This window comes from Marinobacter qingdaonensis, assembly GCF_034555935.1.
GTDB classification, from domain to species: Bacteria; Pseudomonadota; Gammaproteobacteria; order Pseudomonadales; family Oleiphilaceae; genus Marinobacter; species Marinobacter qingdaonensis.
On the sequence record NZ_JAYDCJ010000003.1, the window covers coordinates 2463838 to 2478305 of the forward strand.

Annotated in this window: 11 protein-coding genes; 10 read left to right on the top strand and 1 reads right to left on the bottom strand. The window is 62.5% G+C overall.

Translation table 11 applies throughout. From position 1 onward, the window contains the following. The 8 genes from U5822_RS14495 to U5822_RS14530 are packed head-to-tail and all read left to right on the top strand — an operon-like array spanning position 1 to position 7947. Positions 1 to 1650, top strand: coding sequence for a tetratricopeptide repeat protein (locus U5822_RS14495; protein ID WP_322856322.1), 1650 nt, complete (start codon positions 1 to 3; stop codon positions 1648 to 1650). Then, positions 1647 to 4445 (top strand): outer membrane protein assembly factor BamD, encoded by a 2799-nt coding sequence (gene bamD / locus U5822_RS14500; protein ID WP_322856323.1) that lies wholly within the window; start codon positions 1647 to 1649, stop codon positions 4443 to 4445. The genes U5822_RS14495 and bamD overlap by 4 nt, the downstream gene beginning before the upstream one ends. Then, the gene (locus U5822_RS14505) at positions 4435 to 4899 is read left to right on the top strand and encodes a tetratricopeptide repeat protein (protein WP_322856324.1); all 465 of its coding nucleotides are present in this window, start codon (positions 4435 to 4437) and stop codon (positions 4897 to 4899) included. Before bamD ends, U5822_RS14505 begins: the two co-directional genes overlap by 11 nt. After that, positions 4900 to 5265, top strand: a complete 366-nt coding sequence (locus tag U5822_RS14510) for a hypothetical protein (RefSeq protein ID WP_322856325.1) — start codon at positions 4900 to 4902, stop codon at positions 5263 to 5265. Positions 5266 to 5267: 2 nt separating this feature from the next. Further along, complete coding sequence (locus U5822_RS14515; RefSeq protein ID WP_322856326.1) at positions 5268 to 5915, top strand: MotA/TolQ/ExbB proton channel family protein; 648 nt, start codon at positions 5268 to 5270, stop codon at positions 5913 to 5915. A gap of 46 nt (positions 5916 to 5961) precedes the next feature. Continuing rightward, the gene (locus U5822_RS14520) at positions 5962 to 6492 is read left to right on the top strand and encodes an ExbD/TolR family protein (protein WP_322856327.1); all 531 of its coding nucleotides are present in this window, start codon (positions 5962 to 5964) and stop codon (positions 6490 to 6492) included. After that, positions 6489 to 6977, top strand: a complete 489-nt coding sequence (locus U5822_RS14525; RefSeq protein ID WP_322856328.1) for an ExbD/TolR family protein — start codon at positions 6489 to 6491, stop codon at positions 6975 to 6977. The genes U5822_RS14520 and U5822_RS14525 overlap by 4 nt, the downstream gene beginning before the upstream one ends. Next, positions 6970 to 7947 carry an AgmX/PglI C-terminal domain-containing protein gene (locus U5822_RS14530; RefSeq protein WP_322856330.1) on the top strand — a complete coding sequence of 326 codons (978 nt, stop codon included), beginning with the start codon at positions 6970 to 6972 and terminating at the stop codon, positions 7945 to 7947. Before U5822_RS14525 ends, U5822_RS14530 begins: the two co-directional genes overlap by 8 nt. Before the next feature lie 7 nt (positions 7948 to 7954). On the opposite strand, the gene U5822_RS14535 is transcribed toward U5822_RS14530, so the two are convergent. Beyond that, complete coding sequence (locus U5822_RS14535) at positions 7955 to 8440, bottom strand: MaoC/PaaZ C-terminal domain-containing protein (RefSeq protein ID WP_322856331.1); 486 nt, start codon at positions 8438 to 8440, stop codon at positions 7955 to 7957. A 187-nt stretch (positions 8441 to 8627) separates the two neighbouring features. On the opposite strand from U5822_RS14535, the gene U5822_RS14540 reads away from it, so the two are divergent. Both U5822_RS14540 and hrpA read left to right on the top strand, forming a co-directional pair. Continuing rightward, positions 8628 to 10304, top strand: a complete 1677-nt coding sequence (locus tag U5822_RS14540; protein WP_322856332.1) for a long-chain fatty acid--CoA ligase — start codon at positions 8628 to 8630, stop codon at positions 10302 to 10304. Positions 10305 to 10534: 230 nt separating this feature from the next. Next, positions 10535 to 14398 carry an ATP-dependent RNA helicase HrpA gene (hrpA, locus tag U5822_RS14545; protein ID WP_322856938.1) on the top strand — a complete coding sequence of 1288 codons (3864 nt, stop codon included), beginning with the start codon at positions 10535 to 10537 and terminating at the stop codon, positions 14396 to 14398. The last annotated feature ends 70 nt before the right edge of the window (positions 14399 to 14468 follow it).

Consider the following 14468-nt stretch of genomic DNA (forward strand, 5'->3'; position numbering starts at 1 on the left):
ATGGCTCGTTTTCCTGCGCTCGGTCTTCGGTGTGTTGCTGGCTTGCTGCTGGCTTGGCATGCCTTGTCGCCGTCGGCCGAGGCCTCCGAAACGATGGCGCCGGCTGAGCTTCTACCCGGCCTGGTTCATTTTGCCCTGGCAACGGAGGACCTGGTTCCGGTCCTGGCCAGTAGCAACGAGCTGGAGGGGGAGTCAGGCGCCTTTCTGCGAGCACGTCTGCTGCTCGAAAGCGGTCATTCGGACCAGGGCCTGGCCTTGCTGGAGCAAGTTGCCGGGGGCCAGCACCATCGGGCCGAGGCCGCCGTTCTGCTTGGCCGGGTTTATGTGGAACGTGGGCAACTGGCGGCCGCCAAGGCCTGGTTTGATCGGGCTCGAAAGGTGGGGTACGGGCAGGCTCGTGAGCAGGCCGCTTACGGACTGGCGGAAATGGCGCGCCGACAGGGACAGCCGGACCAGGCCGGCAAGATACTGGCAGGGATGAACGCCGGCTACTGGGCGGCGACCGGTTACCTCAACCTGGCGGCCGATTACGCGGCGGAAGATCTGAACACCACCCGGGCCCTGGTGGCCGTGAGAGTGGCACTGGCCCTGGCCGAGACTGACCCCGACGATGACCGGCGCGCATCTCTGATGGATGAGCTGCGTGTGCGGGCCGGCTTCCTGGCGTTCCAGAATGACGAGCCGGACAAGGCCATCGGCTTTCTCGAACAGGTCAGGCTCGATGGCTATGACACGCCCCAGGCCCTCTATCTGCATGGCCTGGCCCTGACCAGCAAGGGCAATCATCGGGCTGCCATGCAGAGCTGGCATCGAGCCAAGAAATACCCCCTGGCGTTTGCCGGCGTTGCCGAGGCCTGGATGGCGATGGGCCGTGGTTACGATCTGTCGGGATATCTGGGGCAGGCGGGTGAGGCCTATCTGGCCGCCAATTCCGCCTACGAGAGTGAGCGGGTGACGCTGCGCAAGCTGGCCGAGGGAATTCGTTCCCGGGGCGCATTCAAGGTCTTGGTGGCCGATGCCGGGGCCTCCGATGTCGAATGGTTCCTCTCCGACAGCCGCACCCTGACACAGCCGCGTCTGGCCTATTTACTGGATTTCCTGCAGCAGGAATCGTCGCAAATCGCGGTCCACCGCGTCGCCGAACTGACCGCAATGAGTGAGGCTCTGGCGCGGCAGGTGGCGGACCTGGCGGTTTTTATCCAGTCTCTGGAGCAACAACTGACCACCCTGGAAGAAGACGTCGGCGCGCCTGTGCGCGCCCTGAAAAGCGAGCAGGAGGCACTGGAGCAGCGGTTAAACCGGATCCGAGCCAAGACCCCCGGCCGAAGTCAGGAACTGGCGTCGCTGGCAGTAGTGCTCGGGGCAGCGGCTGACAGCCTCCGGGGATTTTCCGACCGGGCGCAAGGCCGCCCCGAGCAGATCCAGCGCCTTCTGGCCCAGGCCCGCCGGCTCCAGGTCAACAGCTCCGAGTACGCTCAGAAGGCGGGTGCCCTGCGGCAACGGGCGGAAACTGAATTGGACGGATTGGCCCTGGCCTACGTCGAATTCCAGGATCAGAAGATGGTGGCCGCCCAGGACAAGACTGAGCAACAAATTGCTCATCTTTACGAGTACCTGGCACTGGAAAACCTCGAGGGACAGGGACCGTGAATCTCCCCATTCGACTGATTTGGCTTCTCTGCCTGCTGGCATCGCCGGCATTGGCCCAGGACTCGTTCCGGATGGAGCTGGGCCGTGACGGGGAAACCATCGGCGACATGCGGCCGGTGTTCCTGAAGTTCGAGGCTCGGTCCCTGCCGGATATCTCGCCGGCCGAGGTGGCGCGCCGGTACCGGGCGCTGTTCCAGAGCTCCGATGAGCCGGAGGTTCGGGTCGACGCCTTGAATCGACTGAGCAATCTTCGCGACCGGTCGGGGCGGGACATCGGTTACTCAATCGAGGATGAGCAGCGAATTTACCAGGAAGTCCTTGGCAGCTACGAATCGATCCTGGCACGCGGCTCATTCAGCGGTCGACTCGATGAACTCTTGTACCAGATGGCCAAGGCCCATGCCCTGACCGGGCAATCGGAGGAGTCCATCGAACGCCTGAAGCAGCTGGTGGGGCTATACCCCAAGTCGGGTTTGGTACCAGAAGCCCGTTTCCGGATGGCCGAGGCGGCCTTTGCTCATGGTCACTACGAAGAGGCCGAAGTCCACTATCAGGCGTTGCTTGAATCCGGTGAAAGTGGCGGGTTGCAGGCGAAAGCCCGCTACATGCTGGGCTGGAGCCAGTTCAAGCAGGGTGACGTCGCTTGGGACCGGGCTGGTCAGACCTTCCTGGCAGTGCTGGATGAGTTTCTGCCCTCCGTCGACAGTCTTGCCAGTATTGCCCCCTCAAGCGTGGACACCATCGACGATACCTTCCGGGTTTTGGCGATCATGGCGGCCCGAAGGGACGGCCCGGCCACCCTCGCCGAATGGTTGGAGGGGACTCCAAGCCGGCCCTGTGCCTACCTTCTGTTTGATCGCCTGGCCGATTTTTTCGCCGTGAACGGCGACGTCGAAGCCAGCGTTGCCACCAACCTTTATTTTGTTCGTTACCAACCCGAGCATCCCCACATCCCGCTGTTTCTGGCGCAGGTGGTGTCCGTATGGGAACAGGCCGGACACCAGACCCGGATCCGGGAGGCCAAGGCCAGTTACCTCGCCAGGTTTGCCGGTGACCCGGAGTACAGCCGCCTTACGGGCAAGGAGCAGTCGCGCTGGCGCACGTACGCCCGCGAACTGGCTGAAGTCCACTATCGCCAGGGGACGAGCCTGCTGGAAGCCAATCCGCAGGGTGCGGGGCAGGCCGCCTTTGCCCGGGCGGCCGGCTATTATGAAAGTCTGGCCGCCCGTGTCGACGATGCCGGCCCGGAATTCAGGCTGGCGGGTGATGCCCGTTTGCAGGCAGGGGACTATGCCGCTGCACTGGCCAATTTCCGCCAATCCGCCTATCAGACTGACGACCACGCCGAGGGTGCAGACGCTGGCTGGGCCGGGCTGGTGCTGCTCAGGGATGGGCTGGACGGGGCACTCAACGGTCCAGGGTTCCGGCCGGACCTGAGCACCCTGTCCGACGAGACTGATCGGTTCAGGTCGCGTTATGGCGACGATGCCCGGCTACCCGGCCTGCTGGCTGATATTGCGTCAAGGTGGCTGTCGGCGGGGCAGCTTGAAGCGGCGCTGGGTTACGCCAGCGCGGCGGCGAGCCATGGGCTATCCAGTACCCGCGAACGTTACGTCGCTTGGCAGGTCGTTGCGGAGGCGCGCCAACAGCAGGGGGATTATGCCCTGGCGGAGCGGGCCTGGCAGCAGGTCCTGCAGGTAACCGACTCAGCCGGAAATGGGCCGGAAATACGGGATGCCGTAACGCAGCAGTTGGCCACGGCCATCTATCGTCAGGGCGAGCGGGCGGCCAGCCAGGGCCAGGTGGCCACGGCGGTTCGCCATTTTCAACGCATTGAGCCGGTCCTGCCGAATTCCGAGCTGGCCATCAGCGGCCGCTTTGATGCCGCCAACACCCTGCTGAAGGCTTCCGAATTGCCAACGGCCATCCGGGAGCTCGAGCGCTTCCGTCAGGATTTTCCGGGCCATCGGCTCAGCGACAGGATCAGCGATAAACTGGTGCACGCCTACGCCGAATCCGGTCAACCCCTGAGGGCTGCCGAGGAGCTGCTCAGCCAGGCGGACACCGCCGTCGAGCCCTGGCCTCTTCGACTTCGGGCCGCCGAACTGTTTCACCAGGCCGAGGCCTGGCCGCGGCGAAACCCGATTTACTCGTCGTATCTCGCGACCGGGCCCCAGGTGGCGGATGCCGATCATCATGTGCAGCTCCAGACCTTCCGGCACCGGTTGATTGAGGCGGGCGTGGACGAACAACGTTTGCGTGCTGAGCTGGTCCGATCCGAACTTGCCAGCCAATTCCACTCCCAGCAGACCCTGACCTGGGCGGCGCGCAGTTCCCTGGCGCTTGGCGCCCGGGCTGCCGCGAGCTTCTCCGCCATTGCCCTGACCGCACCCTTAGACGCCGCTCTCGAACGCAAGCACAAGGCTCTGGAGCTCGCCCGCCAACGGTTTCTGGATGCCGAGCGGCTGGCGGGCGAACAGGTCCGGTCCGAGTCCCTGTATCGACGCGCGGAGCTATATCGAATCATGGCTCAGGACCTGATGGCGTCTTCGGTTCCGGCCGAACTGAATGAGCTGGAAGCCATGCAATACCAGATGCTGCTTGAGGAGGAGGCCTTTCCCTTTGAAGAGAAGGCGATCCGTCTGCACTCTGAAAATCACCAGCGCATCTCGAGCCAAGGCTACGACGCCTGGATTGGCAAAAGCCTCAGCGCCCTGGCGGCACTCAATCCTGGTCGCTATGAGCGGGCGGTGCGCTGGATGAGCTGGATCCCGGAGACTTCCGATGACGTTTAAATCCCGAATGGCCGCAGTGGGGCTTCTGTTCCTGGTGGGCTGCACCAGCCCCTCGGTGAAGCCGCCGACTCCAGTCCCCTCGGATCCCGTGGCGGCGGCGGAGTGGGTGCGACAAGGACAACTGGCCCTGGAGCAGGGGGGCAAACTGGCGGCAATCCGTGCCTGGCGTGAGGCGGTCCGGCTCGATCCGGGCAACCCGGTGGTCGTCAACAACCTGGCGGTGCTGTTGATCGAGCAGAATCAGTTTGCCGACGCGGCCACTGTGCTGGAACAGGGGGTGGAGTTCACGCCGACCGTCGCCGAACTGCATTACAACCTGGCTGTGGTGTCTGAGCTGTATCTGCTGGACCTCGGGAAGGCGCTGAGTCACTACCACCGCTACCGGGCGTTGACGCCGGCGGACGATGAGGCGGTGGCGGGCTGGATTGCCGATCTGGAACGGAGGCTGGACTGAATGCGCGCACTGGGATGGATCCGGTTTGCCGCCTGGCTTCTGGCGTTGTTGCTGGTCCTGCTAGCGCTGATGAAGCCAGTTCAGGCTCGGGCGGAGGGCAATGCAGGCGCAATGACGCTCTCGGTGGAAGGCATTTCCGCCAGCGTCGGTGAGGACAACCCGAGGGTGCTGTTTGTCCTGCCGTGGCAGGCACCGAGCCTGCCACGTCGGCCCAAGGCAAGCCTGGATGGTCCGGCATCCGACCTGATGGCCCCGATTGACCCGCTCACTCTGGAGCGACACCGGGTGTTTCGTCACACCCTCGACCCCCTGGTTCTCAGCCCCAAACGGGGCTTGGACTCAACCTCTCAGTCATACGGAGACTAGACATGCTGGATACCCTGGTAAGGTTTTTTCAGGACGGTGGACCGTTCATGTACCCGATCGCGGTTGTGTTGGCACTGGGCCTGGCGATCACGCTCGAGCGCTTCTTCTATCTGGCATCGGTACGGCGAAGAAACCGCCTGGCGTTCGAACAGGGCATTCTGCCGCTGTTGAGTCGACGCGACTATCAGCGCGCCATGAAGGCCGCCAACAATTCCGACAGTGCCATTGCCTCTATCATGGCGGCCGGCATCGGGCGCCTGCTCAACAACAGCCGCCGGGAAGATATCGAGTACGCCATGGAAGAGGGCTTGATGGAGGTGCTGCCGCGCCTGGAAAAACGAACCCAATACCTGGCAACCCTGGCCAACATCGCAACCTTGCTCGGTCTGTTGGGCACCATCATCGGCCTTATCTCCGCCTTCACCGCGGTGGCCGCCGCAGACCCGTCACAAAAGGCGAGCTTGCTCTCGGAAAGCATTTCGGTGGCCATGAACACCACCGCATTTGGCCTGATGTCAGCGATACCCTTGCTGATGTTCCATGCCGTGCTGCAGACCCGCACCAACGAACTCGTGGACAGTTTCGAGATGGCGGGCGTCAAACTGCTGAACATCGTGTCCGATCAGGGCGGCCAGTCTGCGGCCGCATGACTCGATTTTTCCTGGATTTCCCCGCTGGCTGCGAGAGTAGATTCGTATGAGACGCCGACATCGGAAACTGACGAGTTCGCCGGATCTGGACATCACCCCGTTCATGAACCTGATGATCGTGTTGGTGCCGGTTCTGTTGCTGGGCATGGTGTTTTCCCAGTTACGTACCATTGAGCTGAATTTTCCCGGCAGCGAGTCCGGGCAGACGCCGTCATCGGATGAGTTTCAGCTTCTGGTGACCCTGATTCCTGCCGGGATCGAAGTGACTGACAGCGAACGCGGGGTCCTTGCGGTGCTGCCGGCGAGGCGTGGCGCGCAGGATTTTGCCGCTCTGCGGGAGACACTGAAACAGATCAAGCGATCCGTACCGAACAAGACCGACCTGGTTTTGCAGGTGGGGCCCGATGTTGATTACCAGACCCTTATCACCGCAATGGACACGGTCCGATCCTACCCGGCGGTGGTGGCCGCCAGTGTGGTCGAGGGAGAGCTGTTTCCGGATGTGGCGTTGATGGACGCCGCGGACAACCGGGAACTGGCCACCCGTGGCGGGATACCGGACGGGGAGGGCGCATGAAGCGATCGCGCAGAGCCGGAAGAATTCAGTGCCATTACCGCCGCATGCACCGCACCGGTGGCTTGAACCTGGTGTCCCTGATGGACATCTTCACCATTCTGGTGTTCTTCCTGATGGTCAACTCATCCGACGTCAAGGTCCTGCAGAACACGGCTGACGTGCCGTTGCCCACATCCACCTCCGAGCTGGCGGCCGAGGACACCCTGACCGTTCAGGTGTCCGGTGGCGTGATTCTGGTGCAGGGCCGGGAAGTGGCCAGGGTCGAGGGCATCGAGGCAACCGATTCAAACATCGGAGGCCTGGCCCAGGAGCTTGCTTACCGACGGAGCCTTCGCACCGATAGCACCGAATCGGGCTATGAAGTCACCATCATGGCCGGCCGTGACACCGATTACCGGTTGCTGCGCAAGATCATGCAGACCTGCGTCGATCAGGACTATCGCCAGGTGCGACTGGCGGTCGAAGCGGGGGTGCGCAATGGTTGATCGATCCGATGCGGTCAGCCGCGGGGCCGGATTGCCCTGGAGCCGGGACGCCCGGGAGGAGCGCCGTTTTGTCATTATCGTCCTGCTGGTGGCTGCCCTGTTTGTTCCGTTGGCGGTGTTGATTCCGGGTCTGGACGTACCCGACATTGACCGCACCGAGGCCGAGAAAATCCCGCCACGACTGGCGCGGCTGATTGAGCGCCCTGAACCCGAGGCCGCCCCGAGACCGGCTGTCTCTCCGCCGAAACCCGAACCGCAACCCGAACCGGAACCACAACCCCTGGCCGAGACTGCATCCAAGCCTGAGCCGAAGCCAGAGCCGGCCCAGAAACCGCCCGTGGAGCCGGCCAAACCAAAGCGTCCCGGGGCCCAGACTGTGGCGCAGGCACGGGAGACGGCTTCTCGCTCCGGATTGCTGGCCATGAAGGACCGCTTGGCATCAATGCGCGCAGACGAGCCGGCCGCGCCAACGCAAATGCAGGCAAACGCCGAAGCGGCCACCGCCGGAGCTGCCGCGTCCACGGGTTTTGATCAGACACTGCGGGGCAGTGGTGGCGTGGCCGATACTGACGCGCCCCGAAGCCAGGTTGCCGTCCAGGGTCACGAGGTCAAACGGGTTGAGGCAGCGGCTCCGGCCAAGGCAGTGGCCGCCCGGTCGAAACCTAAGAAGCCGGAAGCCGGGGAGCGAGCCATGAGCAACATCCGTCGGGTGTTCGATGCCCAGAAGACGGCGCTCTATTCGATGTATCGGCGGGAACTGCGCCAGGACCCGACCCTGGAGGGCAAGGTCCTGCTGGAGCTGGTGATCGAGCCGGATGGGTCGGTGTCCGCGTGCCAGGTGGTCAGCTCGGAGCTGAAGCATCCGACCCTGGAGCAGCGCATCGCAATGAGGGTACGGTTGTTCAACTTTGGCGCCGACAACGTGGGCGCGCGCAAGGTCCGTTTTCCCATCGACTTCCTGCCCGGGTGAACCTTACTTAACTCTCGATGGTGATCTTCGGCAGGCGGGGTTTGCGCAGCGACACTTTCTCGGTGGGCGCGATAACCCGGGCTTCGCCACCGACGACGCGCTGATTGCTCTGGTTGCGGACGTCACACTTGAACACGACCCGATTTTTCGGTTCCTTACGCAACACGCTCAGGGTCACCGTCAGGGTGTCGTCGAGCTTGACTGGCCGCTTGAAGTTCAGGCTCTGTTCCAGGTACACGGTACCCGGGCCGGGCATCACGGTCGCCAACGCCGCGGAGATCAGCGACCCACTCCACATCCCATGGGCAATCCGTTCCTTGAACACCGAATCGGCCGCGAACTCGGAATCCAGGTGTACAGGATTGACGTCCCCTGACACCGCCGCGAACAGCACCAGTTCCTCTTCCGAAAGGGTGCGGGTGAAGGTTGCGGTGTCGCCCTCGTTCAACTCGTCATAGGTAATGTTTTCAAGGGTGTCCAGGGTGTCGCTCATGGGGTGCTCCGCACAATTCCTTGTTGAGTACAGGTGTTCATACTTGAAGTTTGAAAACTACCTCATCGTTAACAAAACTGCTATTCTCTCTCCACTTTTTTCCGACTGAGACTTTAGTAGGGTTGATTTTTGATCAGTCTGGCAAATTCGGAGCATTACAATCAGAAACGCCAAACAGGAGATGGTGATGGATTTTGAGCAGTTCTATCAGGACAAATACCCCGCCGGGGTGCCCCGCGAGGTAGACCTGAACAAGTACAGCAGCATGGTCGAAGTGTTTGAGCAGGCCGTCAAGAAATACGCGGACCGCCCAGCCTTCAGCGCTGTTGGAGCGACTCTCACCTACCGTGACCTGGACACCCAGAGCCGGAACTTCGCCGCCTGGTTGCAGAACAAGACCGATCTGAAGCCCGGAGATCGCATTGCGGTCCAGATGCCCAACGTCAGCCAGTACCCGGTTGTCGTATTCGGCGCCATGCGCGCCGGTCTGATCGTGGTGAACACCAACCCCCTGTACACAACCCGGGAAATGGAGCACCAGTTCAATGATTCCGGCGCCAAGGCGCTGGTGGTGCTGGCCAACATGGCCGAAAATGCCGAGAAGGTGCTGCCGAACACCGGCATCGAGCACGTCATCGTGACCGAAATCGCGGACATGCATTCGCCGATCAAGCGCACCCTGCTGAACGCCGTGATCAAGCACGTCAAGAAGATGGTGCCGCCGTTCAACATTCCCGGAGCGCACAAACTGCCTGCGGTCCTGAGTGCCGGTGCCCGTGAGAAATTCAGCCCGGTCGAGTGCAAGTCCGACGACATCGCCGTACTCCAGTACACCGGTGGCACCACCGGTGTTGCCAAAGGTGCGATGCTGACCCACGGCAACCTGGTCGCCAACCTGCTGCAGACCCGCCCGATGATGGGCGACATCGTGGTCGAGGGCCAGGAAGTGGTGATCGCGCCGCTGCCGCTGTACCACATCTACTCCTTCACTCTGAACTGCGGCATCATGCTGGAAGCCGGTGCCCACAACGTCCTGATCCCGAATCCCCGGGACATTCCAGGGTTCGTGAAGGAACTGAAGAACCACAAATTCAGCGCGTTCCTGGGCCTCAACACCCTGTTCGTGGCGCTGTGCAACAACGAGGAGTTCCGCAACCTCGACTTCAGCGCCCTCAAGCTGACCTCGTCCGGCGGTATGGCCCTGACCAGTGATACCGCCAAGATGTGGCAGCGTGTGACCGGTTGTGAGATTTCCGAGGGCTACGGCATGACCGAAACCTCCCCGGTGGTTACCTTTAACCCCCACGTCGCGATCCAGTTGGGCACCATCGGCCTGCCGATCCCGTCCACCGTCATCAAGACCATCGACGAAGAGGGCAACGAAACCCCGCTGGGCGAGCCGGGTGAGCTGTGCGTCAAGGGACCTCAGGTCATGCGGGGCTACTGGCAGCGTCCGGAGGACACCCAGAAGTCCTTCACCGAGGACGGTTTCCTGAAAACCGGGGACGTCGCGCTGATCCAGGAAGATGGGTACATCCGCATCGTCGACCGGAAAAAGGACATGATCATTGTCTCCGGCTTCAACGTCTTCCCGAACGAAATCGAAGACGTGGTAAGCAGCCATCCCAAGGTGGTTGAGTGCGCGGCCGTTGGTATTCCTGATTCCAAGAGTGGGGAAGCGGTGAAGGTGTACCTGGTGCCCACCGGTGAGGGCGTGAGCGAAAATGAGCTCAAGGAATTCTGTCGCGAACGGCTCACCGCTTACAAGGTGCCCAAGCACTTCGAGTTCCGCGAGGAGCTGCCGAAGACCAACGTCGGCAAGATCCTGCGCCGTGAGCTGCGGGACGAGGCCAACGCCAAGTAACCCGAGCTTCGGACCCGGACAGCGCCGGATCGCGATCGAGCGATTCGGCACCGGCAAAACCCCGCCCCGGCGGGGTTTTCGTTTTTATGCGCACGGCTTTCCCGCTAGACTGTCGCCATTTCGCCAATCATTCCGACCGAGACCGATTACCCACTGCAATGACCAGAACCAGTCCGAAGAGTGCCGACACCACGACGCTGAAGCCCGACGGTAAAGCCGCCGTGAAAGCCATGATGGAGCAGTTGGATGCCTGCAACCAGCAGGAGGCGGCACGGATCGTCAAGACGGTCGCCCGCACCAAGGGTAACCCGGGTGAAAAGGACCTGCAGAAAATGGCGGGCTGGCTCGAGCGGGGGTTGGAAAAGGTGCAACAGCGCCAGGCGCTGCACAAGCCCGCGAGCTTCCCGGATGGCCTGCCGGTGTCGGAACGGGTCGACGATATCCGCGATGCAATTGAACAGAATCAGGTGGTGATCATCGCCGGTGAGACCGGGTCCGGGAAAACCACCCAGATTCCCAAGATCTGCATGAACAGCGGTCGGGGCATCCGCGGCCTGATTGGCCACACCCAGCCCCGGCGTATTGCGGCGCGCAGCGTGGCCGGGCGGATTGCCGAAGAACTGGGGGAGCAGACCGGTCAGCAGATCGGCTACCAGGTGCGTTTCACCGACACCACCTCGGACCAGTCCCGGGTCAAGGTGATGACCGACGGGATCCTGCTGGCCGAGGTTCAGCACGACCGATTCCTCGATCGCTACGACACCTTGATCATTGATGAGGCCCACGAACGCAGCCTGAACATCGACTTCCTATTGGGGTACCTGCGTCAGCTGCTGCCCAAGCGCCCGGACCTGAAAGTGATCATCACCTCCGCCACCATTGAGGTCGAGCGCTTCAGCGAGTTCTTCGACCAGGCGCCGGTCATCGAAGTCAGCGGTCGGACCTACCCGGTGGATGTCCGCTATCGGCCATTGACGGGCGACGAAGACGACCGTGACCAGGGCTGGACGGACGGAGTGCTGGGCGCCCTGGATGAAATTGAACAGCACGAACGCGCCGAGAAACAGCCGCCTGGCGATGTCCTGGTGTTTTTGCCGGGTGAACGGGAAATCCGGAACCTGAGCAAGGTCCTTCGCCATGTCGACCTGAAGCACACCGAGGTGCTGCCGCTGTATTCCCGGCTGAGCAACCAGGAACAGAATCGGGTGTTCCAGTCGCACCGGGGCCGACGGATCGTTCTGTCCACCAACGTGGCCGAAACCTCCCTGACGGTGCCGGGTATCCGGTACGTCATCGATACCGGGGTCGCCCGGATCAGCCGTTACAGTGTGCGGTCGAAAATCCAGCGTCTGCCCATTGAGCCGGTCTCCCAGGCCAGCGCCAACCAGCGTGCTGGCCGCTGTGGTCGGGTTGCGCCCGGTATCTGCTTCCGGCTGTACGATGAAACCGATTTCATCAATCGCCCGGAGTACACCGACCCGGAAATCCTGCGGACTAACCTGGCCTCGGTCATCCTGCAGATGGCCACCTCCGGGCTCGGGGACATCCGCAACTTCCCGTTCCTCGAGGCGCCGGACAAGCGCCAGATCAATGATGGCTACAAGCTGCTCGAGGAACTCAGCGCGGTTGATGACAAACGCCGGGTTACCAAGCTCGGCCGCACCATGGCGAAACTGCCTCTGGATCCCAGGTTGGCGCGGATGCTGGTGACGGCGGCGGAGCAGGGCAGTCTGGCCGAGACCCTGATCGTGATCGCCGGCTTGAGCGTGCAGGACCCCCGGGAACGGCCCCAGGAGAAGCAGCAGGCGGCGGACCAGGCGCACGCGCCGTTCAACGACAAGGAATCGGATTTCCTCACCCTGTTGAACATCTGGAATTTCTACGAGGAGCAGCGCCAGGAGCTGTCCCAGAATCAACTGAAAAAGCTGTGTCAAAAGAGCTTTCTCAGTTGGATGCGCATGCGCGAGTGGCGGGACATCCACCGGCAGCTGACGTTGATCTGCCGGGATCAGAAGATGGCGTTCAACCGGGATGCGGCCAGCTACGAGGCCTTGCACAAGGCCATCCTGGCCGGTTTGTTGGGTCAGGTGGCGGTCAAGGTGGAAAAAAAGGAGTACCTGGCCACCCGCAATCGCAAGTTGATGATCTTTCCCGGTTCCAAGGTGGCCAAGACCGGCCCCAAGTGGATTGTCGCCACCGAAATTGTTGAAACCAGCCGGGTGTTTGCCCGCATGGTCGCCGCCATTCAGCCGGAATGGCTGGAGCCGCTCGCCGGCCACGTGGTCAAACGCTCTTATTTCGAACCGCACTGGGAGCAGAAGCGCGCCCAGGTGATGGGCTATGAGAAGGTCACCCTTTACGGCCTGGATGTAGTGCCCAAGCGCCGCATTGCTTACAGCAAGATCGATCCGGTGGAGTGCCGGAATCTCTTTATCAGGCGCGCGCTGGTAGAGGGGGATTACCGGTCCAAGGCCCCATTTATCGCCCGTAATCGGGAGATGCTGGATACCGTCGAGAACCTTGAAAAGAAGACCCGGCGTCGGGACCTCCTGGTTGACGACGAGGTTCTGGTCGCGTTCTACGACCAGCGCCTGCCTGCGGACATCGTCAGTGGCCGTCATTTTGAGGACTGGTGGAAACGACTGTCGTCCCAGGAGCTGAAGGAGCTGGAGCTGACCGAGGCCGATGTGCTGCAGCGGCCGGTGGATGCCCAGGCCGGGAACCTCTACCCCGATTTTCTGGAGTGGGAGGGGGTGCAGTACCCCCTGAGCTACGAGTTCGAACCCACCAGCGAAAGGGACGGCGTAACCCTGCAGGTGCCTCTGATGGCATTGAAGCAGATTCCGTCCCGGCGGCTGGAATGGCTGGTGCCGGGCCTGCTTCGAGAGAAGTGCGTGGCCCTGGTGAAAGGGCTGCCGAAGGCGCTCCGGCGCAATTTTGTACCGGTGCCAGACTTCGTCGACGCGGCGCTGGCCAATCTGCAGCCGTCGAACGAGCCCCTGACCCTCCAGCTTGGCGAGCAATTGCGGCGCATGACGGGGGTGCGAATCGATCCCGACGCCTGGTCTGAATCGGAATTGCCAAAACATCTGCGAATGAACCTGCGGGTGCTGGGCGACGGCGGCAAGGTCATGGCCGAAAGTCGGGAAGCGGTCCGGTTGCAGGATCAGTTGGAAGGCAAGGCGGAAGCGGCGCTGGCATCCGCGGAGAGTGACACTCGGGATAGTGAGCCGGCCGGGGACCACCCCGACTGGCAGTTTGGCGCACTGCCGGAGCAGGTACAGACCGAAAAAGGCGGTATGCAGGTGACCGTGTATCCGGCGCTGGAGGATCTGGGCGAGACCGTTCGTCCGATTCGTTGCCTGGACCGGCTCACCGCCGAGGACACGACCCGGAAGGGCGTCGCCCGGCTGATTCTCAACCGGTTCGGCAAGACCCTGGACGACCTCGAGCGGAAATTGCCCCGGTTCAAACAGTCGGCGTTGATGTTCGCGCCGGTGGGCCGGGCCAAGGTGTTGCTGGACGACCTGCTGCTGGCGACGGCCATGCAGCATTTCCTGGCCGACGGGCTGCCCCGGGACCGGAGCGCGTTCGACCTTCTGTTCGACCGCCATCGGGGTGACTTCATTCCCGCCCTGGAAGCGGCGGATGAGCGCCTGTACCAAGCCATGACCGGCTACCAGAAAGTGGCGAAGCAGCTCAAGGGCAAGATCAACCTGGCCCTGGCCAACAGCATGGCGGACCTGAAATTTCAGATGGAGCAGCTGGTGTATCCCGGGTTCCTGGTCGCGACACCGGGTGAGTGGTTGGCCGAGTTCGGGCGCTATTTCGAGGCGGCCCTGGTCCGGCTGGAAAAAATGCCCCGGGAAATGGGCCGCGAGCGGGAATTCCTGCACGCGATCGAGCCACTCTGGTCCCGCTACGCCAGCAAGCGGGAGGAACAGCTGCGGCAGGGTGTACGGGACCCGGAGCTGGTGCGTTACCGGTGGATGCTGGAAGAATTTCGGGTGTCGTTTTTTGCCCAACAGCTGGGCACGGTGATGACCGTCTCGGTCAAGCGCCTGGATAAGCAGTGGGAGCAAACCCGGGTCTGACGGGCGCCTGTTCGCGCTGCACCGATGCGGTGCCCGGTGCACGGTTTACTGGCGGGCAATCCCCTGAGAC

Coding starts and splice junctions, on each gene's coding strand:
- U5822_RS14495 (WP_322856322.1), top strand. CDS start 1: ATGGCTCGTTTTCCTGCGCTCGGTCTTCGGTGTGTTGCTGGCTTGCTG.
- U5822_RS14505 (WP_322856324.1), top strand. CDS start 4,435: ATGACGTTTAAATCCCGAATGGCCGCAGTGGGGCTTCTGTTCCTGGTG.
- U5822_RS14510 (WP_322856325.1), top strand. CDS start 4,900: ATGCGCGCACTGGGATGGATCCGGTTTGCCGCCTGGCTTCTGGCGTTG.
- U5822_RS14515 (WP_322856326.1), top strand. CDS start 5,268: ATGCTGGATACCCTGGTAAGGTTTTTTCAGGACGGTGGACCGTTCATG.
- U5822_RS14520 (WP_322856327.1), top strand. CDS start 5,962: ATGAGACGCCGACATCGGAAACTGACGAGTTCGCCGGATCTGGACATC.
- U5822_RS14525 (WP_322856328.1), top strand. CDS start 6,489: ATGAAGCGATCGCGCAGAGCCGGAAGAATTCAGTGCCATTACCGCCGC.
- U5822_RS14530 (WP_322856330.1), top strand. CDS start 6,970: ATGGTTGATCGATCCGATGCGGTCAGCCGCGGGGCCGGATTGCCCTGG.
- U5822_RS14535 (WP_322856331.1), bottom strand. CDS start 8,440: ATGAGCGACACCCTGGACACCCTTGAAAACATTACCTATGACGAGTTG.
- U5822_RS14540 (WP_322856332.1), top strand. CDS start 8,628: ATGGATTTTGAGCAGTTCTATCAGGACAAATACCCCGCCGGGGTGCCC.
- hrpA (WP_322856938.1), top strand. CDS start 10,535: ATGATGGAGCAGTTGGATGCCTGCAACCAGCAGGAGGCGGCACGGATC.